At 56.6% G+C, this 23,555-nt stretch carries 29 protein-coding genes and 7 pseudogenes; 6 read left to right on the top strand and 30 right to left on the bottom strand.

The annotated features are described in order from the left end of the window. Positions 1–84 precede the first annotated feature (84 nt). Positions 85–1,540, bottom strand: a pseudogene (thiI, locus tag ACZZZP_RS01355) (tRNA uracil 4-sulfurtransferase ThiI). Positions 1,541–1,871: 331 nt separating this feature from the next. Between thiI and glnA the strand changes: the two are divergent. From glnA to ntrC, 5 genes are all read left to right on the top strand, one after another. Next, positions 1,872–3,278 (top strand): glutamate--ammonia ligase, encoded by a 1,407-nt coding sequence (gene glnA / locus ACZZZP_RS01350; protein WP_122493526.1) that lies wholly within the window; start codon positions 1,872–1,874, stop codon positions 3,276–3,278. A gap of 171 nt (positions 3,279–3,449) precedes the next feature. Next, a complete protein-coding gene (locus ACZZZP_RS01345) occupies positions 3,450–4,007 on the top strand; it encodes a DUF4124 domain-containing protein (RefSeq protein ID WP_463384585.1) in 558 nt (185 codons plus the stop codon). Positions 4,008–4,010: 3 nt separating this feature from the next. Continuing rightward, complete coding sequence (locus ACZZZP_RS01340; RefSeq protein WP_122493528.1) at positions 4,011–4,631, top strand: DUF4124 domain-containing protein; 621 nt, start codon at positions 4,011–4,013, stop codon at positions 4,629–4,631. A gap of 191 nt (positions 4,632–4,822) precedes the next feature. Beyond that, positions 4,823–5,908: a nitrogen regulation protein NR(II) gene (gene glnL / locus ACZZZP_RS01335; protein WP_122493529.1), complete on the top strand. Its 1,086-nt coding sequence runs from the start codon at positions 4,823–4,825 to the stop codon at positions 5,906–5,908. Beyond that, on the top strand, positions 5,905–7,338 hold the full coding sequence (ntrC, locus tag ACZZZP_RS01330) for a nitrogen regulation protein NR(I) (RefSeq protein ID WP_122493530.1): 1,434 nt from the start codon (positions 5,905–5,907) through the stop codon (positions 7,336–7,338). Before glnL ends, ntrC begins: the two co-directional genes overlap by 4 nt. 195 nt (positions 7,339–7,533) lie before the next feature. Here the strand turns inward: ntrC and ACZZZP_RS01325 are convergent, their stop codons facing one another. Continuing rightward, the gene (locus tag ACZZZP_RS01325; RefSeq protein ID WP_463536204.1) at positions 7,534–7,953 is read right to left on the bottom strand and encodes a hypothetical protein; all 420 of its coding nucleotides are present in this window, start codon (positions 7,951–7,953) and stop codon (positions 7,534–7,536) included. Positions 7,954–7,974: 21 nt separating this feature from the next. Here ACZZZP_RS01325 and ACZZZP_RS01320 point away from each other — a divergent pair. Further along, a pseudogene (locus tag ACZZZP_RS01320) lies at positions 7,975–8,437 on the top strand (tRNA (cytidine(34)-2'-O)-methyltransferase). A gap of 56 nt (positions 8,438–8,493) precedes the next feature. On the opposite strand, the pseudogene ACZZZP_RS01315 reads toward ACZZZP_RS01320, so the two are convergent. The 28 genes and pseudogenes from ACZZZP_RS01315 to rplC form a co-directional block, all read right to left on the bottom strand. Then, positions 8,494–9,946: pseudogene (locus tag ACZZZP_RS01315) on the bottom strand (catalase). A 200-nt stretch (positions 9,947–10,146) separates the two neighbouring features. After that, positions 10,147–10,533 (bottom strand): 50S ribosomal protein L17, encoded by a 387-nt coding sequence (gene rplQ, locus ACZZZP_RS01310; RefSeq protein WP_108096517.1) that lies wholly within the window; start codon positions 10,531–10,533, stop codon positions 10,147–10,149. A 42-nt stretch (positions 10,534–10,575) separates the two neighbouring features. Next, positions 10,576–11,578: pseudogene (locus ACZZZP_RS01305) on the bottom strand (DNA-directed RNA polymerase subunit alpha). Between the two features lie 22 nt (positions 11,579–11,600). Continuing rightward, positions 11,601–12,219 (bottom strand): annotated as a pseudogene (gene rpsD, locus ACZZZP_RS01300) (30S ribosomal protein S4). Between the two features lie 17 nt (positions 12,220–12,236). Continuing rightward, a pseudogene (rpsK, locus tag ACZZZP_RS01295) lies at positions 12,237–12,625 on the bottom strand (30S ribosomal protein S11). Positions 12,626–12,656: 31 nt separating this feature from the next. Continuing rightward, positions 12,657–13,013: a 30S ribosomal protein S13 gene (gene rpsM / locus ACZZZP_RS01290; protein ID WP_108096520.1), complete on the bottom strand. Its 357-nt coding sequence runs from the start codon at positions 13,011–13,013 to the stop codon at positions 12,657–12,659. A 130-nt stretch (positions 13,014–13,143) separates the two neighbouring features. Beyond that, complete coding sequence (gene rpmJ, locus ACZZZP_RS01285) at positions 13,144–13,260, bottom strand: 50S ribosomal protein L36 (protein WP_002555468.1); 117 nt, start codon at positions 13,258–13,260, stop codon at positions 13,144–13,146. Positions 13,261–13,288: 28 nt separating this feature from the next. Continuing rightward, complete coding sequence (gene secY, locus ACZZZP_RS01280; RefSeq protein ID WP_463384582.1) at positions 13,289–14,617, bottom strand: preprotein translocase subunit SecY; 1,329 nt, start codon at positions 14,615–14,617, stop codon at positions 13,289–13,291. Then, positions 14,618–15,052: a 50S ribosomal protein L15 gene (gene rplO / locus ACZZZP_RS01275; protein ID WP_108096522.1), complete on the bottom strand. Its 435-nt coding sequence runs from the start codon at positions 15,050–15,052 to the stop codon at positions 14,618–14,620. A gap of 3 nt (positions 15,053–15,055) precedes the next feature. Beyond that, positions 15,056–15,232, bottom strand: a complete 177-nt coding sequence (gene rpmD / locus ACZZZP_RS01270; RefSeq protein WP_003176408.1) for a 50S ribosomal protein L30 — start codon at positions 15,230–15,232, stop codon at positions 15,056–15,058. 2 nt (positions 15,233–15,234) lie between these two features. Beyond that, on the bottom strand, positions 15,235–15,756 hold the full coding sequence (rpsE, locus tag ACZZZP_RS01265; RefSeq protein ID WP_108096524.1) for a 30S ribosomal protein S5: 522 nt from the start codon (positions 15,754–15,756) through the stop codon (positions 15,235–15,237). Positions 15,757–15,759: 3 nt separating this feature from the next. Then, the gene (gene rplR, locus ACZZZP_RS01260; protein WP_463536203.1) at positions 15,760–16,110 is read right to left on the bottom strand and encodes a 50S ribosomal protein L18; all 351 of its coding nucleotides are present in this window, start codon (positions 16,108–16,110) and stop codon (positions 15,760–15,762) included. A 10-nt stretch (positions 16,111–16,120) separates the two neighbouring features. Beyond that, positions 16,121–16,654, bottom strand: a complete 534-nt coding sequence (rplF, locus tag ACZZZP_RS01255) for a 50S ribosomal protein L6 (protein WP_108096526.1) — start codon at positions 16,652–16,654, stop codon at positions 16,121–16,123. A 12-nt stretch (positions 16,655–16,666) separates the two neighbouring features. Continuing rightward, complete coding sequence (rpsH, locus tag ACZZZP_RS01250; protein WP_108096527.1) at positions 16,667–17,059, bottom strand: 30S ribosomal protein S8; 393 nt, start codon at positions 17,057–17,059, stop codon at positions 16,667–16,669. A 212-nt stretch (positions 17,060–17,271) separates the two neighbouring features. After that, on the bottom strand, positions 17,272–17,577 hold the full coding sequence (rpsN, locus tag ACZZZP_RS01245; protein ID WP_463384581.1) for a 30S ribosomal protein S14: 306 nt from the start codon (positions 17,575–17,577) through the stop codon (positions 17,272–17,274). 13 nt (positions 17,578–17,590) lie between these two features. Beyond that, on the bottom strand, positions 17,591–18,130 hold the full coding sequence (gene rplE, locus ACZZZP_RS01240; RefSeq protein ID WP_110618210.1) for a 50S ribosomal protein L5: 540 nt from the start codon (positions 18,128–18,130) through the stop codon (positions 17,591–17,593). 20 nt (positions 18,131–18,150) lie between these two features. Beyond that, on the bottom strand, positions 18,151–18,465 hold the full coding sequence (rplX, locus tag ACZZZP_RS01235) for a 50S ribosomal protein L24 (protein WP_056836274.1): 315 nt from the start codon (positions 18,463–18,465) through the stop codon (positions 18,151–18,153). 11 nt (positions 18,466–18,476) lie between these two features. Further along, a complete protein-coding gene (gene rplN / locus ACZZZP_RS01230) occupies positions 18,477–18,845 on the bottom strand; it encodes a 50S ribosomal protein L14 (RefSeq protein WP_003289207.1) in 369 nt (122 codons plus the stop codon). Between the two features lie 23 nt (positions 18,846–18,868). Beyond that, on the bottom strand, positions 18,869–19,135 hold the full coding sequence (gene rpsQ / locus ACZZZP_RS01225; RefSeq protein ID WP_108096530.1) for a 30S ribosomal protein S17: 267 nt from the start codon (positions 19,133–19,135) through the stop codon (positions 18,869–18,871). Between the two features lie 2 nt (positions 19,136–19,137). Then, positions 19,138–19,329, bottom strand: coding sequence for a 50S ribosomal protein L29 (rpmC, locus tag ACZZZP_RS01220; RefSeq protein ID WP_002555481.1), 192 nt, complete (start codon positions 19,327–19,329; stop codon positions 19,138–19,140). Beyond that, complete coding sequence (gene rplP, locus ACZZZP_RS01215; protein ID WP_110618209.1) at positions 19,329–19,742, bottom strand: 50S ribosomal protein L16; 414 nt, start codon at positions 19,740–19,742, stop codon at positions 19,329–19,331. Before rplP ends, rpmC begins: the two co-directional genes overlap by 1 nt. Beyond that, on the bottom strand, positions 19,703–20,440 hold the full coding sequence (rpsC, locus tag ACZZZP_RS01210) for a 30S ribosomal protein S3 (protein ID WP_463536202.1): 738 nt from the start codon (positions 20,438–20,440) through the stop codon (positions 19,703–19,705). Before rpsC ends, rplP begins: the two co-directional genes overlap by 40 nt. Before the next feature lie 13 nt (positions 20,441–20,453). Further along, a complete protein-coding gene (rplV, locus tag ACZZZP_RS01205) occupies positions 20,454–20,786 on the bottom strand; it encodes a 50S ribosomal protein L22 (protein WP_003103908.1) in 333 nt (110 codons plus the stop codon). Positions 20,787–20,797: 11 nt separating this feature from the next. Beyond that, positions 20,798–21,072: pseudogene (gene rpsS / locus ACZZZP_RS01200) on the bottom strand (30S ribosomal protein S19). Positions 21,073–21,088: 16 nt separating this feature from the next. After that, entirely contained in the window at positions 21,089–21,913 is an 825-nt protein-coding gene (gene rplB, locus ACZZZP_RS01195; protein ID WP_108096532.1) for a 50S ribosomal protein L2, read from the bottom strand. A 14-nt stretch (positions 21,914–21,927) separates the two neighbouring features. Next, positions 21,928–22,227, bottom strand: coding sequence for a 50S ribosomal protein L23 (rplW, locus tag ACZZZP_RS01190; protein WP_002555488.1), 300 nt, complete (start codon positions 22,225–22,227; stop codon positions 21,928–21,930). Beyond that, positions 22,224–22,826, bottom strand: a complete 603-nt coding sequence (rplD, locus tag ACZZZP_RS01185) for a 50S ribosomal protein L4 (protein WP_122493538.1) — start codon at positions 22,824–22,826, stop codon at positions 22,224–22,226. The genes rplW and rplD overlap by 4 nt, the downstream gene beginning before the upstream one ends. A gap of 12 nt (positions 22,827–22,838) precedes the next feature. Beyond that, a complete protein-coding gene (rplC, locus tag ACZZZP_RS01180; protein WP_122453851.1) occupies positions 22,839–23,474 on the bottom strand; it encodes a 50S ribosomal protein L3 in 636 nt (211 codons plus the stop codon). Positions 23,475–23,555 lie beyond the last annotated feature (81 nt).

The following is a 23,555-nucleotide window of genomic DNA, read 5'->3' as shown; positions in this document are numbered from 1 at the left end:
CGGCCAGTATGAAGAATGAGTGGCTCAACTGCCCCGTCGGTCGGGGGGCGGTGGCGGATACTGCCGCCATTCAGACCCGGCGTTTTATGCCGGACGATAAACGCGCACATTGGCATGCCCCTCGCTGAGCAAGTGGTGGGCATGCAGGCGGCTCATCACGCCTTTGTCGCAATACAGCAGGTACTGACGGGTAGGGTCCAGTTCCTTGTAGCGACTGTTGAGCGCGAAGAACGGCACCGCTCTTACTTCGATGCCGTCCAACTCCAGCGGCAAATCTTCCTGGGCATCCGGGTGACGGATGTCCAGCACGATCTGCCCAGGCAAGGCTTCACTCAATTCCTCGACCTGGATGTCTTGCCCCAACTCGTCGATCACCCGATCAATCGTTACCGAACGAGCGCGCTCCAGGGCACGCTCGAATACGGTCATGTCGATCTGGGCTTCTTCGTAAACGACGCGGTCAGGTTTTGCGCGGGTGGTCGGGTTTACCGAAATCACGCCGCAGTATTCAGGCATGTGCTTGGCAAAATCGGCGGTGCCGATGGCCTCGGCCATGTTGATGATGTCTTGCTTGTGGCTGGCAATCAGCGGGCGAATCACCAACTTGTCAGTGGCACGGTCGATGACCGAGAGGTTCGGCAGCGTCTGGCTGGAAACCTGGGAAATGGCCTCGCCGGTAACCAGCGCATCAATGTCCAGACCATCGGCAATTCGGCTGGCGGCGCGCAGCATCATGCGCTTGAGCACGACGCCCATGTGGGCGTTGTCGACTTTGCCGAGAATTTCGCCGAGCACTTCTTCAAACGGCACGCTGATAAACAGCACGCGGTGCGAACTGGCGTATTGGCTCCACAGATAGTGGGCCACTTCCATCACGCCCAGCTCGTGGGCACGGCCGCCAAGGTTGAAGAAACAGAAGTGGCTGATCATGCCGCGACGAATCATTTGATACGCGGCCACGGTGGAGTCGAAGCCGCCGGACATCAGCACCAGCGTCTGCTCGATGGCGCCAAGCGGGTAGCCGCCCAGGCCTTCGTGCTGGCTGTGGATGATATAGAGAAGCTGATTGCGGATTTCCATACGCACCAGCAGCTCGGGATCTTTCAGCGAGATACCGGCAGCGCCGCACTGGCGACGCAATTGGCTGCCGACATAACGCTCGACGTCCATCGAACTGAAGCTGTGCTTGCCGGCGCGCTTGCAGCGCACGGCGAATACTTTGCCGGCCAGCTGATCGCCGAAGTGGGCTTTGCATTTTTCGACCATGTCGTCGAAATCGCCCAGCGGGTATTCGTTCACTTTCCAGGAACTGACCGATGCCGGAGATGCGCCCGAGGCGCTGTTTCAGCTCGGCCAGAACTCTGGGCTCGGTGAGACTGGTCTCGACGTCAATGTTGTCCCACACGCCGTCCACCACCAGATTCGGATCCAGGTCACGCATCACCGCACGAATATTCTTCGTGAGCTGGCGGATGAAGCGCGTACGCACCGGCCGGCTTTTTATGGTGATCTCGGGGAAGACTTTGACGATAAGTTTCATGAAAACAGTGCGCGCGAGCCTGGCCTAAATTAGGGGGCGCGGATTATAGCGGAAATTGCTCAAGGTTTAACCAGGCAATGCGTAGAAAGATCCGGCGCGCACCAAAATGCATCACGGCATTTACTGAGAGAATCATTTTGGTGCGTTGCGCCTCGTTCTTTTCACGCGCAGCCCCCGCAGCGCCTGACTTTCGAGCAACAAACCCACTTCGGGGCACTGGCATGCAATTTGCTCCCTTGTGAGGCAGGTTGCCCTGGCGGACTATGCCGCCCGGCTTCACCGTTTTATTTGGGGCTAAAAAATCACAACGCCCCACCATCTGGAGGACACCATGTCGAAGGCGCTTCAACTAATCAAAGATCACGACGTGAAGTGGGTTGACCTGCGCTTCACCGATACCAAAGGCAAGCAGCACCACGTGACCATGCCGGCCCGTGACGCCCTTGACGACGAATTCTTCGAAGTCGGCAAAATGTTCGACGGTTCCTCGATCCATGGCTGGAAAGGCATCGAAGCCTCCGACATGATCCTGCTGCCAGTAGACAGCACTGCCGTTCTCGACCCGTTCACTGAAGAGCCGACCCTGATTCTGGTCTGCAACATCATCGAACCGTCGACCATGCAAGGCTACGACCGCGACCCGCGTTCCATCGCTGCTCGCGCTGAGGAATACCTCAAGTCGACCGGCATTGGCGACACCGTATTCGTAGGCCCGGAGCCTGAGTTCTTCGTTTTCGACGAAGTGAAATTCAAGTCCGACATTTCCGGCTCGATGTTCAAAATCATCTCTGAACAAGCGTCCTGGAACACCGACAGCGATTTCGAAACCGGCAACAAAGGCCACCGCCCAGGCGTAAAAGGCGGCTACTTCCCGGTTCCACCAGTCGACCACGACCACGAAATCCGTACTGCCATGTGTAATGCCATGGAAGAAATGGGCCTGGTCATCGAAGTTCACCACCACGAAGTGGCGACTGCCGGCCAGAACGAAATCGGCGTGAAGTTCAACACCCTGGTTGCCAAGGCTGACGAAGTTCAAACCCTGAAGTACTGCGTACACAACGTGGCCGATGCCTACGGCAAAACCGCGACCTTCATGCCTAAGCCTCTGTACGGCGACAACGGCTCGGGTATGCACGTACACATGTCCATCTCCAAAGATGGCAAGAACACCTTCTCCGGCGAAGGCTATGCCGGCCTATCCGACACCGCTCTGTACTTCATCGGCGGCATCATCAAGCACGGTAAGGCTCTGAACGGCTTCACCAACCCGTCGACCAACTCGTACAAGCGTCTGGTCCCTGGTTTCGAAGCACCGGTAATGCTGGCCTACTCGGCTCGCAACCGTTCCGCCTCCATCCGTATTCCCTACGTGTCGAGCCCGAAAGCCCGCCGTATCGAAGCACGCTTCCCGGACCCGGCTGCTAACCCGTACCTGGCGTTCGCCGCTCTGTTGATGGCTGGCCTGGACGGCATTCAGAACAAGATCCACCCTGGCGATGCTGCAGACAAAAACCTGTACGACCTGCCACCAGAAGAAGGCAAGCTGATCCCACAAGTGTGCGGCAGCCTGAAAGAAGCTCTGGAAGAGTTGGATAAGGGCCGTGCGTTCTTGACCAAAGGCGGCGTGTTCAGCGACGACTTCATCGATGCCTACATCGAGCTGAAGAGCGAAGAAGAAATCAAAGTGCGCACCTTCGTGCACCCTCTGGAATACGACCTCTACTACAGCGTTTAAGTAGTAGCGTCCAAGCCAGACATGTCGCTTGCTTAGCGGCGTGATTGAAAAGGCCTCCCTCGGGAGGCCTTTTTTATTTTGGTGTGATTAACACCCCAGCCATAACGGTACGAACTTGCCAGCGCAGCGTTGCAGTGCAAGGCTTAGCACACATCCCACGAGACCCTAGCCATGCGCCTGATCGTGACCTGCCTGCTCGCCGCCCTCGCCCTTCCAGCCAGCGCCGAGATTTACAAATACACCGACGCCAACGGCAATACCGTGTTCACCAACCAGCCACCGCAAGGCACCAACGCGCAGGAAGTTTCGCTGCCGCCGGTCAACACGGTGCAATCGCCTCCGCCGCCGGCCATGCCCGACAGCAGCCAGAGCGGCGCGCCCGAGGAACAGGTGTACAGCGTGGTGGAAATCACTAACGTGCCGACCGAAGATGCGCTGCGCAGCAACAACGGCAACTTCACCGTGGGCGTTCGCCTGGAACCCGCACTGCGCATTGGCGACAGCATTCAGTTGGTGCTTGACGGCCAACCCTACGGCGGCCTCACCAACAGCCTGCAATTCCCGCTGAACAATATTGAGCGCGGCGATCACACCTTGGGCGCCCAAGTGTTTAGCGGCGACCGCCTGATTCAGCAGAGCCCCACTATTTCCTTTACCGTGCAGCGCACCAGCACCAACAATCCTGTGCGCGTGGCACCGCCCAAACCGACCCCAAGGCCAGCTAACTAAACCATGCGATTCGCTCTGTTCTGCCTGCTGTTGCTGGGCCTGCCAGCCATGGCCGATGTGTACACCTACATCGACAGCGAAGGTAACCGGGTATTTACCGACCAGCCGCGCGCCAATGCCAAGAAGCTGGACATCGCGCCCACTAACGGCATGAACCAGACCAACCCACCCAGCGTGCGTACAGTCACGCCGGTGGCGCCTGTCGCCGAATTGCCGGCGTACCAGCTGTTGCGCATTCTGGTACCGGAGCCGGATGCGACTATCCGCGAAGGGTCGTCCGGCGATTTGATCGTCACGCTCACCAGCGACCCGGGCTTGATGGACGACCACACCTATCGCCTGCTGCTCGACGGCAACATCATCGGCGCGCCCAGCCGCAGCCCGGTGTTTCCGCTGACCAATCTGGACCGCGGCACCCATCAGTTGGCGGCCGAAATCATCGATAGCCAGGGGCGCATCATCGAGCGCACGCCCAGCCAGCCCGTGCACATTGTGCGCACGTCGCTCGACAGCAAGCGCCGGGCAAACCCGTGCAAGAAAGACGATTACGGCGTGCGCCCGGAATGCCCGATTGGCGATAAGCCCGAAGAAGACGACGACGTCTCCATCCTGCCGTTTTTCTAACGCCTGAAGCAGGGCACCAATATGGTGCTTTGTGGCGCACCAAATTCTATGCTCTCCCTGTTTTGGTTCGCACACGACAGCGGCTGGTGCAGCAAAACAACCCAATTTCCTCATTCAGGCACGTATCGCGCGTCTTTTCGGGGCTTTGGTTTGCTTTTTGCATTTTCAGTCCCATTCTCGGGATCCCATAGATGACCATCAACGACGCGCTGCACCGCCTGCTGCTGGACAACCTGACCACTGCGACTTTGTTGCTCAACGCGCAATTGCGCCTGGAGTACATGAACCCCGCAGCGGAGATGCTGCTTGCCGTAAGCGGTCAACGCAGCCACGGGCAGTTCATTAGCGAATTGTTCACCGAGTCGCCCGAAGCGCTGGCCTCATTACGCCAAGCCGTCGAAGAGGCCCATCCCTTCAATAAGCGCGAAGCTGTGCTGATCGCGCTCACCGGCCAAACGCTGACGGTGGACTACGCGGTAACGCCGATCCTTAACCGGGGCGAGACCCTGTTATTACTCGAAGTGCATCCGCGTGATCGGTTGCTGCGCATCACCAAAGAAGAGGCCCAGCTGTCCAAGCAGGAAACCACCAAGATGCTGGTGCGCGGCCTGGCCCACGAAATAAAGAATCCGTTGGGCGGAATTCGCGGCGCCGCGCAACTGCTGGCGCGTGAACTGCCGGACGAGAACCTCAAGGACTACACCAACGTCATCATCGAAGAGGCCGACCGCCTGCGTAACCTGGTCGACCGCATGCTCGGCTCGAACAAGTTGCCGTCGCTGGCGTTGACCAACGTGCATGAAGTGCTGGAGCGTGTCAGCAGCCTGGTCGAGGCGGAAAGCCAAGGCGGCATCACCTTGGTGCGCGATTACGACCCGAGCATTCCCGACGTGTTGATCGACCGCGAGCAGATGATTCAGGCGGTGCTCAATATCGTGCGCAACGCCATGCAGGCCATCGGCGGCCAGAACGAGTTCCGCCAAGGCCGCATCCTGTTGCGCACACGCACCTTGCGGCAGTTCACCATCGCCCACACCCGACATCGCCTGGTGGCCAAAGTCGAAATCATCGACAACGGCCCCGGCATTCCCGCTGAACTTCAAGAAACCATCTTCTATCCCATGGTCAGTGGTCGTCCGGACGGTACCGGACTGGGCTTGGCTATTACCCAGAACATCATCAGTCAGCATCAGGGACTGATCGAATGCGAGAGCCACCCTGGCCATACCGTGTTTTCGATCTTTCTGCCGCTGGAACAAGGAGCTACTTCGTCATGAGCCGCAGCGAAACCGTCTGGATTGTCGACGACGACCGTTCCATCCGTTGGGTACTGGAAAAAGCCCTGCAGCAAGAAGGCATGACCACCACCAGCTTTGACAGCGCTGACGGTGTGCTCACCCGCCTCACTCGCCAACAGCCGGACGTTATCATTTCGGACATTCGTATGCCCGGCGCCAGCGGCCTGGATTTGCTCGCCCGCATACGCGAGCTGTATCCGCGCCTGCCCGTGATCATCATGACGGCCCACTCCGACCTTGAAAGCGCGGTCGCCTCTTATCAGGGCGGCGCCTTCGAATACCTGCCCAAGCCATTTGACGTGGACGAGGCGGTTTCGCTGGTCAAGCGCGCGTTCCAGCACGCTCAGGAACAGCAAGGCCTGCACGTTCCCGTAGAACAAACCCGCACGCCGGAAATCATCGGTGAAGCGCCGGCGATGCAAGAAGTGTTTCGCGCCATCGGCCGCCTGAGCCACTCGAACATCACCGTGCTTATTAATGGTGAGTCCGGCACTGGCAAGGAATTGGTGGCGCACGCGCTGCACCGTCACAGTCCCCGTGCGGCCTCGCCGTTCATCGCACTGAATATGGCGGCCATTCCGAAAGACTTGATGGAATCCGAACTCTTCGGCCATGAGAAAGGCGCGTTTACCGGCGCCGCGAACCAGCGTCGCGGCCGCTTCGAACAGGCCGATGGCGGCACGCTGTTTCTGGATGAAATCGGCGATATGCCGGCCGATACGCAGACCCGCCTATTGCGCGTGCTGGCCGACGGCGAGTTCTACCGCGTGGGCGGACATACGCCGGTGAAGGTGGACGTGCGCATCATCGCCGCCACGCATCAGAATCTGGAAAACCTGGTGCAAGCTGGCAAGTTTCGCGAAGACTTGTTCCACCGCCTCAACGTGATTCGGATTCACATCCCGCGCATGTCGGATCGTCGTGAAGACATTCCGACCCTGGCGCGCCACTTCCTCGCCCGGGCGGCGCAGGAGCTGGCAGTCGAGCCGAAGCTGCTTAAAACCGAAACTGAGGACTACCTGAAGAACCTGCCGTGGCCAGGCAACGTGCGCCAGCTGGAAAATACCTGCCGCTGGATCACGGTGATGGCGTCGGGCCGCGAGGTTCATATTGACGACCTGCCCCCGGAATTGCTTACGCAGCCCCAAGACAGTGCTCCGGCGACCAATTGGGAGCAGGCTTTGCGCCAATGGGCCGATCAGGCGCTCGCGCGCGGGCAGTCCAGCTTGCTTGATACGGCTGTGCCGACGTTCGAACGAATCATGATTGAGACTGCCCTGAAACACACCGCCGGACGCCGCCGCGACGCCGCCGTTCTGCTGGGATGGGGCCGTAACACCTTGACCCGTAAGATAAAAGAGCTGGGCATGAAGATCGACGGCGGCGACGACGAGGAAGACGAGGGCTAGACCTTCCGGCCAAACGCACACAGAAAAGCGAGCCCTGAGCTCGCTTTTTTTGCCCAAAACCGACGTTGCAATAAAACTGGCACACGCCCTGCATAGTGTTAAGTACGCAACACGAAACACCCCCAGTTTTCGGGGACCTTGGTACAGGCAGGCCGGGGATTCCCCTTTTTTATTCTGCGGTTCAACCCGCAACCGTCACTCCGCAGCAAGGCTGATCACCAGCCGCCAGCTCCCACCCTCCGCTGTACCGTGCCACTGGGCACGCAGCGGACGGGCCGCCACCAAGTTAAGCAGCAACCCACCCTTACTTCGCAAAAGCCGCCAATTGACGTTCTTACCGTCGAGTTGCAGCTGCCCTTGTCGCGAGCTGCCTTCGGCATCAAAGCGCATTACCAGCGCACCATCCACGTGCTCGGCGGTCACTTTTGGTTCGGTATCGAACTGCAGCTCAAGGCCGCCGGAAACGACCTGGACCTTCTCCAGCATGATGGGCTGCGGATCACCGAGGCGGCCAATCATCATTCCCACCAGAAAACCGAACAGCGCGAGCGAGGCGATTACCCGGAGCAATAATTTCGGCCGCGGATCGGGCTCCGCAGGGGTAAAATCGTCCACGCCCTCAAGTCGGAGTCGTGCATGTTTCACGTGATTTTGTTTCAACCGGAAATCCCCCCCAATACCGGCAACATTATCAGGCTCTGCGCCAATAGCGGATGCAGTCTGCACCTGATCGAACCGATTGGTTTCGAGCTGGACGACAAGCGTCTGCGTCGTGCGGGCTTGGACTATCACGAATACGCGACGCTTACGCGCCACGCAGATCTGACCAGCTGCTTGGAAAGCTTGGGCCACCCCAGGTTGTTCGCGTACACCACTAAAGCATCGCGCCCTTTCCCACGAGGCCATCTATGCCAAGGGCGACGCGCTGTTGTTTGGCCCGGAAAGTCGCGGCTTGCCCGCTGACGTACTGGAAGCGCTGCCGGCCGAGCAACGGCTGCGCCTGCCAATGCGACCGGGCTGCCGAAGCCTCAATCTCTCCAATACAGTAGCGGTGGCTGTTTATGAAGGTTGGCGTCAGCTGGGGTTTGGCCTGGACTGAGTACCTCGCGAATAAAAAAGGCGCCCTGACAGGCGCCTCTTTTTATTGCGTAACGGTTACTCCACGTTTAACCCGAGCGCCTTCGCCACACCGCGCCCGTACGCTGGGTCGGCCTGGGTGAAGTGCTGGAGCTGACGCAGCTGTACGTCTCGAGTAACGCTGTGCATCGCACCCGCGATATTGCTAATGAGCAACGCTTGTTGATCGCTATTCATCAAGCGGAACAGCGCTCCTGCCTGGCTGTAGTAATCGCTGTCGGTGCGGTGGTCGTAACGGTCGGCCGCGCCTTCCAACGCCAACGCAGGCTCACGATACTGCGGCGCTTGTTTCGGCGCGCTGGCGTAGCTGTTCGGCTCGTAGTGCGTGGCGGCTCCCACCATTGCCATCGAAGCGCATGGAGCCATCTCGTTGGTAGTTATTCACCGGCGATTTAGGCGCGTTCACTGGCAACTGCTGGTGGTTAGTTCCGATGCGATAGCGATGGGCGTCGGCGTAAGCGAATACGCGGCCTTGCAGCATGCGGTCGGGCGACAACCCCACACCTGGCACCACGTTGCTCGGCGCAAACGCTGCCTGCTCGACCTCGGCAAAATAGTTCTGCGGGTTACGGTTCAGCTCGATCACGCCGACCTCGATCAGCGGAAACTCCTTCTGCGACCAGGTTTTGGTCACGTCGAACGGATTCTCGCGATGGGCAGCGGCTTGCGTCTCGGACATCACCTGAATGCACACAGTCCACTTCGGAAACTCGCCGCGCTCGATGGCACCGAACAGGTCGCGCTGGGCGTAGTCCGGGTCGGTGCCGGCCAAGCCGAACAGCATCAGCGGGCGCCAGATTCTTGATGCCTTGCTGACTCTTGTAATGCCATTTCACCCAGTAACGCTCGCCGTTAGCGTTGATCAGGCTGAACGTGTGGCTGCCAAAGCCATGCATAAACCGATAACCGTCTGGGATACCGCGGTCGGAAAACAGGATGGTGACCTGGTGCAGCGATTCGGGCGAAAGCGACCAGAAATCCCACATCATCTGGCGGACTTTTAAGGTTGCTCTGCGGCAGGCGTTTTTGGGTGTGAATGAAGTCGGGAAACTTCAATGGATCGCGAATAAAGAACACCGGCGTGTTGTTGCCGACGATGTCCCAGTTGCCTTCTCCGGTATAAAACTTCAACGCAAAACCGCGCGGATCGCGTTCGGTGTCAGCAGAGCCACGCTCGCCGCCCACCGTAGAAAAACGCAGGAAAATGGGCGTTTGCTTGCCGATCGCACTGAACAGATTGGCATAGCTGTACTGGGTAATATCGCGGGTAACCGTGAAGGTTCCGTATGCGCCGGAGCCCTTGGCATGCACGCGACGCTCAGGAATAACCTCACGATTGAAGTGGGCGAGTTTCTCGACGAGATGGAAGTCGTCCAACAACAGCGGGGCCGCGTGCGCCTGCGGTGCGAGAATTCTGGTTATCTGCAACCGGCGCGCCGCTTGCGGTTGTGAGGATAGGGGACTCGCTCATTGGTGCTCTCCTGGTCATTTCATCCGGTGTCGCCCGGCGTTGACGGAGATATTAAAGACCGCTATCGAAAGGACCCAATTCATTAACCTAACGCGCTATCGATAGGTAAACTCTTCCACTCAGCGCCATTCCGATAGAGAGGCTTTCTTCGGGCATAAAAAAACCGGGCCAGGCCCGGTTTTTTCTTTACAACCTACGACTTACTCAGCGTCTACAGCTGCGCCGCCGACCGGACGGTCAACCAGCTCAACATAAGCCATTGGAGCATTGTCGCCAGCGCGGAAACCGCACTTGAGAATACGCAGGTAACCGCCCTGACGGGTGGCGTAGCGCTTGCCCAGGTCGTTGAACAGCTTACCAACGATGGCTTTCGAACGAGTACGGTCGAAGGCCAAACGACGGTTAGCCAGACTATCTTCTTTAGCCAGGGTAATCAGCGGCTCGGCTACGCGACGCAGTTCCTTGGCCTTAGGCAGGGTCGTTTTGATCAGCTCGTGCTCAAACAGCGACACCGCCATGTTTTGAAACATGGCCTTGCGGTGAGCGCTAGTGCGGCTCAGGTGACGACCACTCTTACGATGACGCATGGTTCTATTCCTTACCAAACTTACGTTCGGTGATTACGACGATCAGGCAGTCGCCTTGTCGTCCTTCTTAAGACTTGCCGGTGGCCAGTTGTCCAGGCGCATACCGAGAGAAAGACCACGAGAGGCCAGCACAGTCCTTGATCTCAGTCAGGGACTTTTTGCCCAAGTTCGGAGTTTTCAACAGCTCTACTTCGGTGCGCTGAATCAGGTCGCCGATGTAGTAGATGTTCTCCGCCTTGAGGCAGTTGGCCGAACGAACGGTCAATTCCAGGTCATCAACCGGACGCAGCAGGATCGGATCGATCTCATCTTCCTGCTCGATCACCACTGGCTCACTGTCACCTTTGAGATCGACGAACGCAGCCAACTGCTGTTGCAGAATGGTTGCAGCGCGGCGGATGGCCTCTTCAGGATCCAGGGTACCGTTGGTTTCCAGGTCAATAACCAGCTTGTCAAGGTTAGTACGCTGCTCAACACGGGCGTTTTCAACAACGTACGCAACACGGCGTACGGGGCTGAAAGAAGAGTCCAGCTGCAAGCGACCAATGCTGCGGCTTTCGTCTTCATCACTCTGACGCGAATCAGCAGGCTCATAGCCGCGACCACGAGCCACAGTCAGCTTCATGTTCAGTGCGCCGTTAGAAGCCAGGTTGGCAATAACGTGATCACCGTTGACGATCTCGACATCATGATCCAGCTGAATATCGGCAGCGGTAACAACGCCCGAGCCCTTCTTCGCCAGTGTCAGAGTCACTTCGTCACGACCGTGCAACTTGATAGCCAGACCTTTCAGGTTGAGCAGGATTTCAATTACGTCTTCCTGTACACCTTCGATGGCGCTGTACTCGTGGAGTACACCGTCAATCTCGGCCTCGACTACTGCACAGCCAGGCATTGAGGACAACAAAATGCGACGCAGCGCGTTGCCCAACGTGTGGCCAAAACCACGCTCGAGAGGCTCGAGAGTGATTTTAGCGCGGGTCGGACTGACCACCTGCACATCAATATGGCGGGGGGTCAGGAACTCATTTACCGAAATCTGCATGGATGCACCTATTTTCTAGCCCTTACTTGGAGTAGAGCTCGACAATCAGGCTTTCGTTGATGTCAGCCGAGAGGTCACTGCGAGCTGGAACGTTCTTGAAAACGCCCGACTTCTTCTCAGTGTCAACATCGACCCACTCAACGCGGCCACGCTGGGCACACAGCTCAAGAGCTTGAACAATGCGCAGTGATTCTTCGATTTCTCGCGAACTGCAACCACGTCACCAGCACGAACCTGGTAGGACGGGATGTTTACAGTTTTACCGTTGATGCTGATCGCTTTGTGCGGGACCAGCTGACGGGATTCGGCACGGGTAGCGCCAAAGCCCATACGGTATACAACGTTATCCAGACGGCATTCGAGCAGTTGCAGCAGGTTCTCACCAGTAGCGCCTTTTTGCCGGCAGCTTCTTTGTAGTAACCGCTGAATTGACGCTCGAGCACGCCATAGATACGACGGACCTTCTGCTTTTCACGCAGTTGGGTACCGTAGTCGGATTGGCGACCGCGGCGCTGACCGTGGATACCAGGGGCAGCTTCAATGTTGCACTTCGATTCCAGGGCGCGAACGCCGCTTTTCAGGAACAGGTCAGTGCCTTCACGACGCGCCAGTTTGCATTTTGGACCAATGTAACGAGCCATTATCTATCGTCTCCTGATTACACGCGGCGCTTCTTCGGCGGACGGCACCCGTTATGCGGGATTGGCGTCACGTCGGTGATGCTGGCGATCTTGTAACCGCAGCCGTTCAAAGCACGGACAGCGGACTCACGACCTGGACCTGGGCCCTTGACGTTAACGTCGAGGTTTTTCAGGCCATATTCCAGCGCAGCTTGACCAGCACGTTCAGCAGCTACTTGAGCAGCGAACGGAGTGGACTTGCGTGAACCGCGGAAACCCGAACCACCAGAGGTAGCCCACGAAAGGGCGTTACCTTGACGATCGGTAATGGTCACAATGGTGTTATTAAAAGACGCGTGGATGTGGGCGATGCCATCAACCACCGTCTTTTTGACTTTTTACGAGGACGAGCAGCAGGTTTTGCCATGACTAGATTCCTGTCGATTCGCGGGGCGCGATTACTTGCGGATCGGCTTACGCGGACCCTTACGGGTACGTGCGTTGGTCTTGGTACGCTGGCCACGGACCGGAAGGCCGCGACGGTGACGAAGGCCGCGGTAGCAACCCAGGTCCATCAAGCGCTTGATTTTCATGTTGACTTCACGGCGAAGGTCACCTTCGGTGTTTACCTTTGCCACTTCGCCACGCAGAAGCTCAATCTGCTCATCGCTCAGATCTTTGATCTTTGCCGCCGGGTTAACCCCGGTGGTTGCGCAAATTTTTTGCGCAGTTGTGCGACCAACACCGAAGATGTAGGTCAGCGAGATAACAGTATGCTTGTTATCTGGAATGTTGACGCCTGCAATACGGGCCATTCAATGAAACTCCAATGACAGCCACCTACGCCCTGGAAGCCAAGAAAAGGGCGCGAGATATTAACGCTGCAATAACAAATAAGCAACCCGACAGCGCACTAGCTGTCGGGCTTATAGCTTTTGATCACACTCAGCCTTGGCGCTGCTTGTGACGCGGTTCTGCACTGCAGATAACTCGCACGACACCTTCACGGCGAATAATCTTGCAGTTGCGGCACAGCTTTTTCACCGATGCACGAACTTTCATCACCAACTCCTCGAACCTTATGGACACATCAACGGAGCATGCCGTTTCCGTAACCCTTCAGGTTGGCTTTCTTCATCAGGGATTCGTACTGGTGTGAAACGAGGTGCGACTGTACTTGGGACATAAAGTCCATCACAACCACTACCACGATCAGCAACGAGGTCCCGCCAAGGTAGAACGGCACGTTTGCGGCAACCACCAGGAACTGGGGCAGCAAACAAACAGCCATCATGTACAAAGCACCGAACATGGTTAAGCGAGTCAACACGCCATCAATATAGCGCGCCGATTGCTCACCTGGACGGATGCCAGGAATAAAGGCACCAGACTTCTTCAGGTTTTCCGCTACGTCTTTCGGGTTGAACATCAACGCTGTGTAGAAGAAGCAGAAGAAAACAATCCCCGCGCTAAACAGCAAAATATTCAACGGCTGACCAGGAGCGATAGCCTGCGAAACATCCTGAAGCCAGCCCAAACCTGCAGACTGACCAAACCAGGCACCCAGCGAAGCCGGGAACAACAGAAGGCTACTGGCAAAAATCGCCGGAATAACGCCGGCCATGTTTACCTTCAGCGGCAAGTGGCTCGTCTGTGCAGCGAAAACCTTGCGGCCCTGCTGACGCTTGGCGTAATGCACAGCGATACGACGCTGGCCACGCTCGATGAACACCACGAAACCGATGATCGCTACCGCGAGAAGGCCGATTGCAACCAGGGCGAAGATGTTGATATCACCCTGACGCGCAGACTCGAAAGACTGCCCAATTGCACGCGGCAAACCAGCGACAATACCTGAGAAGATCAACATCGAGATGCCGTTGCCGACACCGCGCTCAGTGATCTGCTCCCCCAGCCACATCATGAACATGGCACCAGCAACAAATGTGCTGACTGCCACGAAGTGAAAGCCGAAATCGCCCGAGAACGCTACACCCTGACCGGCCAGGCCAACGGACATGCCGGTTGCCTGTACAAACGCCAGAACCAAGGTGCCGTAGCGGGTGTACTGGCTAATCTTGCGACGGCCAGATTCACCTTCCTTCTTCAACTGCTCCAGCTGCGGGCTAACAGCGGTCATGAGCTGCATGATGATCGATGCCGAAATATACGGCATGATCCCCAACGCAAAAATGCTCATGCGCTCCAGCGCGCCGCCGGAAAACATGTTGAACAAGCTAAGAATGGTCCCCTCATTCTGTCGAAACAGATCCGCCAACCGGTCCGGGTTGATACCTGGAACTGGGATGTGTGCACCTATCCGATAGACGATGATCGCCAACAGGAGAAAGCGCAGACGAGCCCAGAGCTCGGATAACCCGCCATTGCTGAGCGCTGAGAGAGCACCTTGCTTAGCCATTTATTCCTCGAATTTGCCGCCAGCTGCTTCGATAGCCGCGCGCGCACCTTTGGTGGCCGCGATACCTTTGAGGGTCACCGCACGAGTAATCTCACCGGACAGCATCACTTTCACGCGCTGTACGTTTTGATTAATCAGGTTGGCATCCTTCAGGGACTGCAAAGTCACAACATCGCCTTCCACTTTATTCAGCTCGGAAGTGCGAACCTCTGCACGATCCATAGCCTTCAGGGAGACGAAGCCGAACTTCGGCAGACGACGATGCAGCGGCTGTTGACCGCCTTCAAAGCCCGGAGCGATGGTGCCACCGGAGCGGGAGGTCTGACCTTTGTGGCCGCGACCACCAGTCTTACCCAAACCGCTACCGATACCACGGCCCGGACGGTGCTTCTCGCGACGGGAACCCGGCGCAGGACTCAGATCGTTCAGGTACATGTGTTAACCCTCAACTCGCAGCATGTAGTAAGCCTTATTGATCATCCCGCGATTCTCGGGAGTATCTTGGACTTCTACAGTGTGACCGATGCGACGCAGACCCAGACCCTTAACGCACAGTTTGTGGTTAGGGATGCGGCCGGTCATGCTTTTGATCAGCGTAACTTTAACGGTAGCCATGATCAGCGGATCTCCTCGACGCTCTTGCCGCGCTTGGCAGCAATAGAACCTGGGGATTGCATAGCTTTCAAACCTTTGAAAGTGGCGTGAACCACGTTTACCGGGTTAGTCGAGCCGTAGCACTTGGCCAATACGTTCTGCACGCCAGCAACTTCGAGAACAGCACGCATAGCGCCGCCAGCGATGATACCGGTACCTTCAGAAGCAGGCTGCATGTACACCTTGGAGGCGCCATGGGCAGACTTCATTGCGTACTGCAGAGTGGTGCCGTTAAGGTCCACTTGAATCATGTTGCGACGAGCAGCTTCCATCGCTTTCTGGATAGCAGCTGGTACTTCGCGAGACTTGCCACGACCGAAACCTACACGGCCCTTGCCATCACCCACCACGGTCAACGCGGTGAAAGTGAAGATACGGCCGCCTTTTACGGTTTTAGCTACACGATTAACCTGAACCAGTTTCTCGATGTAGCCTTCGTCGTTGCCGTTGTCACGGCTGTCGCGTCTTTGATCGTTATTTGCCATAACTTAGAACTCCAGCCCGCCTTCACGAGCAGCATCAGCCAGCGCCTTGACGCGGCCGTGGTACTTGAAGCCAGAACGGTCGAATGCCACCTGAGTGACCCCAGCGGCTTTCGCACGCTCAGCAACCAGTTGGCCAACTTTCGTGGCCGCGTCGATGTTGCCAGTGGCACCAGTACGCAGATCCTTGTCCAAAGTCGAAGCGCTTGCCAAGACTTTGCTGCCGTCGGCCGAGATGACCTGGGCGTAAATGTGCTGCGAAGAGCGGTACACGCAGAGACGCACGGCTTCTAGCTCGTGCATTTTCAGGCGTGCTTTGCGAGCGCGACGCAGTCGAGTAACTCTTTTGTCGGTCATTTGCTATGCCCTACTTCTTCTTCGCTTCTTTACGGCGGACGACTTCGTCTGCGTAACGCACACCTTTACCTTTGTAAGGTTCTGGCGGACGGAAGTCACGGATCTCAGCGGCCACTTGACCTACCAGCTGCTTGTCGATGCCCTTGATCAGGATATCGGTTTGGCTAGGAGTTTCTGCGGTTACGCCTTGTGGAAGTTCGTAATCCACCGGGTGCGAGAAGCCAAGTGCCAGGGAAAGGATTTCGCCTTTAGCCTGAGCCTTGTAACCAACACCAACCAGCTGCAGCTTGCGCTCGAAGCCTTGGCTGACGCCGATTACCATGTTGTTCACCAACGCACGGGTGGTACCGGCCATTGCACGAGTTTGTTGGTCGCCATTGCGAGCAGCGAAACGCAGCTCACCAGCTTCCTCAACAATTTCAACGGACGAATGAACGTTCAGTTCGAGAGCGCCTTTGGCACCCTTCACCGAGAGCTGTTGGCCTGCGAGTTTGATCTCGACACCAGCTGGCAGCTTAACGGGGTTCTTAGCAACGCGAGACATGCTTGTTCCCCCTTAGAACACGGTGCAGAGCACTTCGCCGCCGACACCGGCAGCGCGCGCAGCACGATCCGTCATCACACCTTTGTTGGTGGAGACGATGGAAACGCCGAGACCGCCACGAACTTTCGGCAGATCATCAACGGACTTGTACTGGCGCAGGCCTGGACGGCTGACGCGCTTCACTTCTTCGATGACCGGACGGCCTTCGAAGTATTTCAGCTCGATGGACAGCTGCGGTTTTACATCGCTGCTGATCTGAAAACCCGCGATGTAACCTTCGTCCTTCAGGACTTTGGCTACAGCCACCTTCAACGTGGAAGACGGCATGCTTACGACGGACTTTTCAGCCATCTGGGCATTACGGATACGAGTTAGCATGTCCGCTAACGGGTCCTGCATACTCATGGGCTAGGTGCTCCTGAAACAAAAGAATTAGCCAAACGGCTACTGCATGTCGCTAGAAAAATGCCGTGCATATAAAAGCCAGGCTCAGGCGAGCCGAGCATTCTAGAGACTGATTAAAAATGAATCAAGCCCCAGAAGGGGCTTGATTCATTTTTGCTCTGTACCAGGGCCAATTCCGTAAAGAGCAGACCCCGGCTTGTCGAGACTTCGACTTACCAGCTGGCTTTCACCAGACCTGGTACATCACCGCGCATTGCAGCTTCGCGCAGCTTGTTACGGCCGAGGCCGAACTTGCGGTACACGCCGTGCGGACGACCGGTGATGCGGCAACGGTTACGCAGGCGCGAAGCGCTGGCGTCACGTGGTTGCTTTTGCAGAGCGATCTGCGCTTCCCAACGAGCTTCCGGACTGGTGTTCGGATTAACGATGGTAGCTTTCAGCTCAGCACGCTTTTTGGCGTACTTGGCAACCGCTTGCTGACGCTTCAGCTCGCGGTTTTTCATGCTTGTCTTGGCCATGTTCCTACTCCGATCAGTTGCGGAACGGGAATTTGAAAGCACGCAGCAAGGCGCGACCTTCATCATCCGTACGAGCAGTAGTGGTCAGGGTGATGTCCAGACCGCGCAGCGCGTCGATTTTGTCGTAATCGATTTCCGGGAAAATGATCTGCTCTTTAACACCCATGCTGTAGTTGCCACGACCGTCGAAGGACTTGGCATTCAGGCCGCGGAAGTCACGCACGCGCGGCAGGGAGATCGAAAGCAGACGATCTAGGAATTCGTACATACGTTCGCGACGCAGGGTCACTTTCACGCCGATCGGCCAACCTTCACGAACCTTGAAGCCCGCGATGGATTTCTTGGCATAAGTCACAACGACTTTCTGACCGGTGATCTTTTCCAAATCCGCTACCGCGTGTTCGATGATTTTCTTGTCACCGATCGCTTCGCCAAGACCCATGTTTAGGGTGATTTTGGTAACGCGCGGAACTTCCATCACGTTCGAGAGCTTGAGTTCTTCCTTAAGCTTCGGAGCGATTTCTTTCCGATAAATCTCTTTTAGTCGTGCCATGGTCTTCTACCTAGCAGTGTTCAAGCATCAACCGCTTTTTGGGTCGACTTGAAGACACGAATTTTCTTGCCTTCTTCTACTTTGAAACCAACGCGATCAGCCTTGCTGGTTTCAGAGTTGAAAATGGCGACGTTGGAAGCGTGCAGAGGCGCTTCTTTCTCGACGATACCGCCTTGAACGCCCGACATAGGGTTCGGCTTGGTATGGCGCTTCACCAGGTTGATCCCACCAACGACCAAACGGTCGTCAGCGAGAACCTTGAGCACCTTGCCACGCTTACCTTTGTCTTTGCCGGCGATCACGATGATCTCGTCGTCACGACGAATCTTTTGCATGTCGGATCTCCTTACAGCACTTCAGGGGCGAGCGAGACGATCTTCATGAACTTCTCAGAGCGAAGTTCACGGGTCACGGGCCCAAAGATACGGGTGCCGATCGGCTCTTGCTTGTTGTTCAGCAGAACAGCAGCGTTGCCATCAAAGCGAATGATCGAGCCGTCAGGGCGACGAACACCGTGACGCGTGCGGACTACTACGGCAGTCATCACTTGGCCTTTTTTCACTTTACCGCGCGGAATTGCTTCCTTGACGGTAACTTTGATGATGTCGCCGATGCCGGCATAACGACGATGCGAACCGCCCAACACCTTGATGCACATAACACGACGAGCGCCGCTGTTATCAGCTACATCGAGCATGGATTGAGTCTGAATCATATAATTTCTCCGACCCCTAGCCCTTAGACTTCCACTGCGCGTTCAACGACTTCAACCAGTGCCCAATTTTTGGTCTTGGCCATCGGACGAGTTTCACGAATAGTGACTTTGTCGCCGATGTGGCACTGGTTGGTCTCGTCGTGGGCGTGCAATTTGGTCGAACGCTTCACGTATTTACCGTAGATCGGGTGCTTAACGCGACGCTCGATCAGTACGGTGATGGTCTTGTCCATCTTGTCGCTGACGACACGGCCAGTCAGCGTACGGACAGTTTTTTCAGCTTCAGCCATGATTACTTACCTGCCTGCTGGTTAAGCACAGTCTTCACGCGAGCGATGTCGCGCTTAACTTGCGAGAGCAGGTGAGACTGCCCCAACTGGCCAGTTGCTTTCTGCATACGCAGATTGAACTGGTCGCGCAGCAGGCCGAGCAGTTGCTCGTTCAGCTGCTGTGCTGATTTTTCACGAAGTTCATTCGCTTTCATCACATCACCGTCCGCTTAACAAAGGAGGTGGCGAGCGGCAGCTTTGCAGCAGCCAGGGCGAAAGCCTCACGCGCCAGCTCTTCGGAAACGCCTTCGATCTCATACAGGACTTTACCTGGCTGGATCTGGGCTACCCAATATTCAACGCTACCCTTCCCTTTACCCATCCGCACTTCGAGAGGCTTCTTGGTAACCGGTTTGTCAGGGAACACGCGAATCCAGATTTTCCCGCCACGTTTTACGTGACGAGTCAGAGCACGACGAGCGGACTCAATCTGACGGGCGGTGAGACGACCGCGGGCAACAGACTTCAACGCGAACTCGCCGAAGCTGACTTTGCTACCGCGCTGTGCCAGACCACGGTTGTGGCCTGTCATCTGCTTGCGGAACTTCGTACGCTTTGGTTGCAACATTTGGCGTACCCCTTACTTAGCAGCTTTTTACGAGGCGCTGGTGCTTGTGGTTTCAGTTCTTCTTGGCGACCACCAATTACTTCGCCTTTGAAGATCCAAACCTTTACACCGATCACACCATAAGTGGTGTGCGCTTCGTACGTGGCATAGTCGATATCGGCACGCAGGGTGTGCAACGGCACACGACCTTCGCGATACCACTCAGTACGGGCAATTTCTGCGCCGCCCAAACGACCGCTCACTTGGATTTTGATGCCCTTGGCACCAATACGCATGGCGTTCTGTACAGCGCGCTTCATGGCGCGACGGAACATCACACGACGCTCCAGCTGCTGAGCTACGCTCTGCGCAACCAGCATACCGTCGAGCTCCGGCTTACGGATCTCTTCGATATTGATGTGCACAGGCACACCCATTTGCTTGGTCAGGTCCTGACGCAGCTTCTCAACATCTTCACCTTTCTTCCCGATAACGATACCTGGACGAGCGGTATGGATGGTGATGCGTGCAGTCTGAGCCGGGCGATGGATATCGATACGGCTTACGGACGCGCTTTTTAGTTTGTCTTGGAGGTATTCACGCACCTTCAGATCTGCGAACAAATAGTCCGCATAAGTCCGACCGTCTGCGTACCAGACGGAGGTGTGCTCCTTGACGATTCCCAGGCGAATGCCAATGGGATGTACTTTCTGACCCATCTCTTCGACTCCGTTACTTGTCAGCAACCTTGACAGTGATATGGCAAGACCGCTTGACGATGCGATCAGCACGGCCTTTGGCACGTGGCATGATGCGCTTCAGCGAACGCCCTTCGTTGACGAAAACAGTAGAGACTTTGAGGTCGTCTACGTCAGCGCCTTCGTTGTGCTCGGCGTTGGCTACAGCCGACTCCAGCACTTTCTTCATGATTTCCGCGGCTTTCTTACTGCTAAAAGCCAGCAGGTTGAGCGCTTCGCCCACCTTCTTCCCGCGGATTTGGTCGGCGACCAAGCGGGCTTTCTGGGCGGAGATTCGAGCGCCCGACAACTTAGCGGCTACTTCCATTTCCTTACCCCTTAACGCTTGGCTTTCTTGTCAGCCACGTGCCCGCGATATGTACGGGTACCGGCGAACTCGCCCAGTTTGTGACCGACCATGTCTTCGTTCACGAGAACTGGAACATGTTGACGACCGTTATGCACAGCGATGGTCAGACCGACCATTTGTGGCAGGATCATCGAACGACGCGACCAGGTTTTCACCGGTTTGCGATCGTTCTTTTCCACCGCCACTTCGACCTTCTTCAGTAGGTGAAGATCGATAAAAGGACCTTTTTCAGAGAACGTGGCACTGTCGTATCCCTCTATTTACTTGCGACGACGGACGATCATGTTATCGGTGCGTTTGTTACCACGAGTCTTCGCGCCCTTAGTCGGGAAGCCCCATGGAGACACCGGATGACGACCACCAGAGGTACGACCTTCACCACCACCATGTGGGTGGTCAACCGGGTTCATGGCAACACCACGAACGGTTGGGCGAACGCCACGCCAGCGCTTGGCACCAGCTTTACCCAGCGAACGCAGGCTGTGCTCGGAGTTCGAGACTTCGCCCAGGGTCGCACGGCATTCAGCCAGTACTTTACGCATTTCACCGGAACGCAGACGCAAGGTCACGTATGCGCCTTCACGAGCGATCAGCTGAGCCGAAGCACCAGCGGAACGAGCGATCTGAGCACCTTTACCCGGCTTCAACTCAACACCATGAATGGTGCTACCCACTGGGATGTTACGCAGTTGCAGCGAGTTGCCCGGCTTGATCGGGGCGAGAGCGCCCGAGATCAGCTGGTCGCCAGCACTCACGCCTTTAGGGGCGATGATGTAACGGCGTTCGCCGTCTGCGTACAGCAGCAGTGCGATGTGAGCGGTACGGTTTGGATCGTATTCAATACGCTCGACAGTGGCAGCGATGCCATCTTTGTCGTTGCGACGGAAATCGACCAGACGGTAATGCTGCTTATGACCACCACCGATGTGACGAGTGGTAATACGGCCATTGTTGTTACGACCACCAGTCTTCGACTTCTTCTCGAGCAGCGGTGCGTAAGGAGCGCCTTTGTGCAGCTCCTGGTTGACCACCTTGACCACAAAACGGCGGCCAGCGGAGGTCGGTTTGCATTTAACGATTGCCATGATGCTCCCCTTCCTTACTCAGCACTGCTGCTGAAGTCGAGATCTTGACCCGGCTGAAGGGAGATAACTGCCTTCTTCCAGTCGTTACGCTTGCCCAGACCGCGAGCAGTACGCTTGCTCTTACCCAGAACATTCAGGGTAGTAACACGCTCTACTTTCACGCTGAACAGGCTTTCGACGGCCTTTTTGATTTCCAGCTTGGTTGCATCGGTAGCAACCTTGAAAACGAACTGGCCTTTTTTGTCAGCCAAAACCGTGGCTTTCTCAGAGACGTGCGGGCCAAGTAGCACTTTAAATACGCGTTCCTGGTTCATCCCAGCAGCTCCTCGAATTTCTTCACGGCCGACACAGTGATCAACACTTTGTCGTAGGCGATGAGACTAACTGGATCGGAACCCTGCACGTCGCGGACATCGACGTGTGGAAGGTTACGAGCAGCGAGGTACAGATTCTCGTCGACGGAGTCGGAAACAATCAGTACGTCGGTCAGGCCCATGCCATTCAGTTTGTTCAGCAGGTCTTTGGTTTTCGGTGCATCAACAACGAAATCCTGAACCACAACCAAACGATCAGTGCGGACCAGCTCAGCGAGGATGGAGCGCAGTGCTGCGCGATACATCTTCTTGTTGAGCTTTTGGCTGTGATCCTGAGGACGAGCAGCGAAAGTGGTGCCGCCGCCGCGCCAGATTGGGCTACGGATGGTACCAGCACGAGCACGACCAGTACCCTTCTGACGCCATGGGCGCTTACCGCCACCACGAACATCGGAACGGGTCTTCTGCTGAGCAGTACCTTGACGGCCGCCGGCCATGTAGGCCACGACTGCTTGGTGAACCAGCGTCTCGTTGAACTCGCCGCCGAAAGTCAGTTCGGAAACTTCGATCGCTTGAGCGTCATTTACATTTAATTGCATTTTCGCTTCCCCTTAACCGCGAGCCTTGGCTGCCGGACGCACAACCAGGTTGCCACCGGTAGCGCCAGGAACAGCGCCCTTTACCAGCAGCAGATTGCGTTCAGCGTCGACGCGCACAACTTCGAGGGACTGCACGGTCACGCGCTCAGCGCCCATATGACCGGACATTTTTTTGCCCTTGAATACACGACCAGGAGTCTGGCACTGGCCGATAGAGCCAGGGACGCGGTGGGAGACGGAGTTACCGTGGGTGTTATCTTGACCGCGGAAGTTCCAGCGCTTGATGGTACCGGCGAAGCCTTTACCCTTGGACTGACCGGTGACATCCACCAGCTGACCTGCTTGGAAAATTTCTGCATTGATCAGATCGCCAGCCTGGTACTCGCCTTCTTCAAGACGGAATTCCCAGACGCCGCGACCGGCAGCTACGTTTGCTTTAGCGAAGTGACCTGCCTGAGCAGCAGTCACGCGCGAAGCACGACGCTCACCGACAGTGACTTGCACTGCACGATAGCCATCGCTTTCTTCAGTTTTGAACTGGGTGACGCGATTCGGCTCGATCTCAATGACCGTAACCGGAATGGAGACACCTTCTTCGGTGAAAATACGGGTCATACCGCATTTACGACCGACTACACCAATAGTCATGTTGTAAACCTCATGAGTGTACGGGGCTTTCACCCGCTATGGCCGCCCATTTCAGAGCGTTACACGACTAAAACCAGACGG

This window comes from Pseudomonas sp. AC211, from assembly GCF_979258055.1.
Note: the sequence above shows the minus strand (reverse complement) of the source record. Positions and strands in the feature narration are given on the sequence as shown.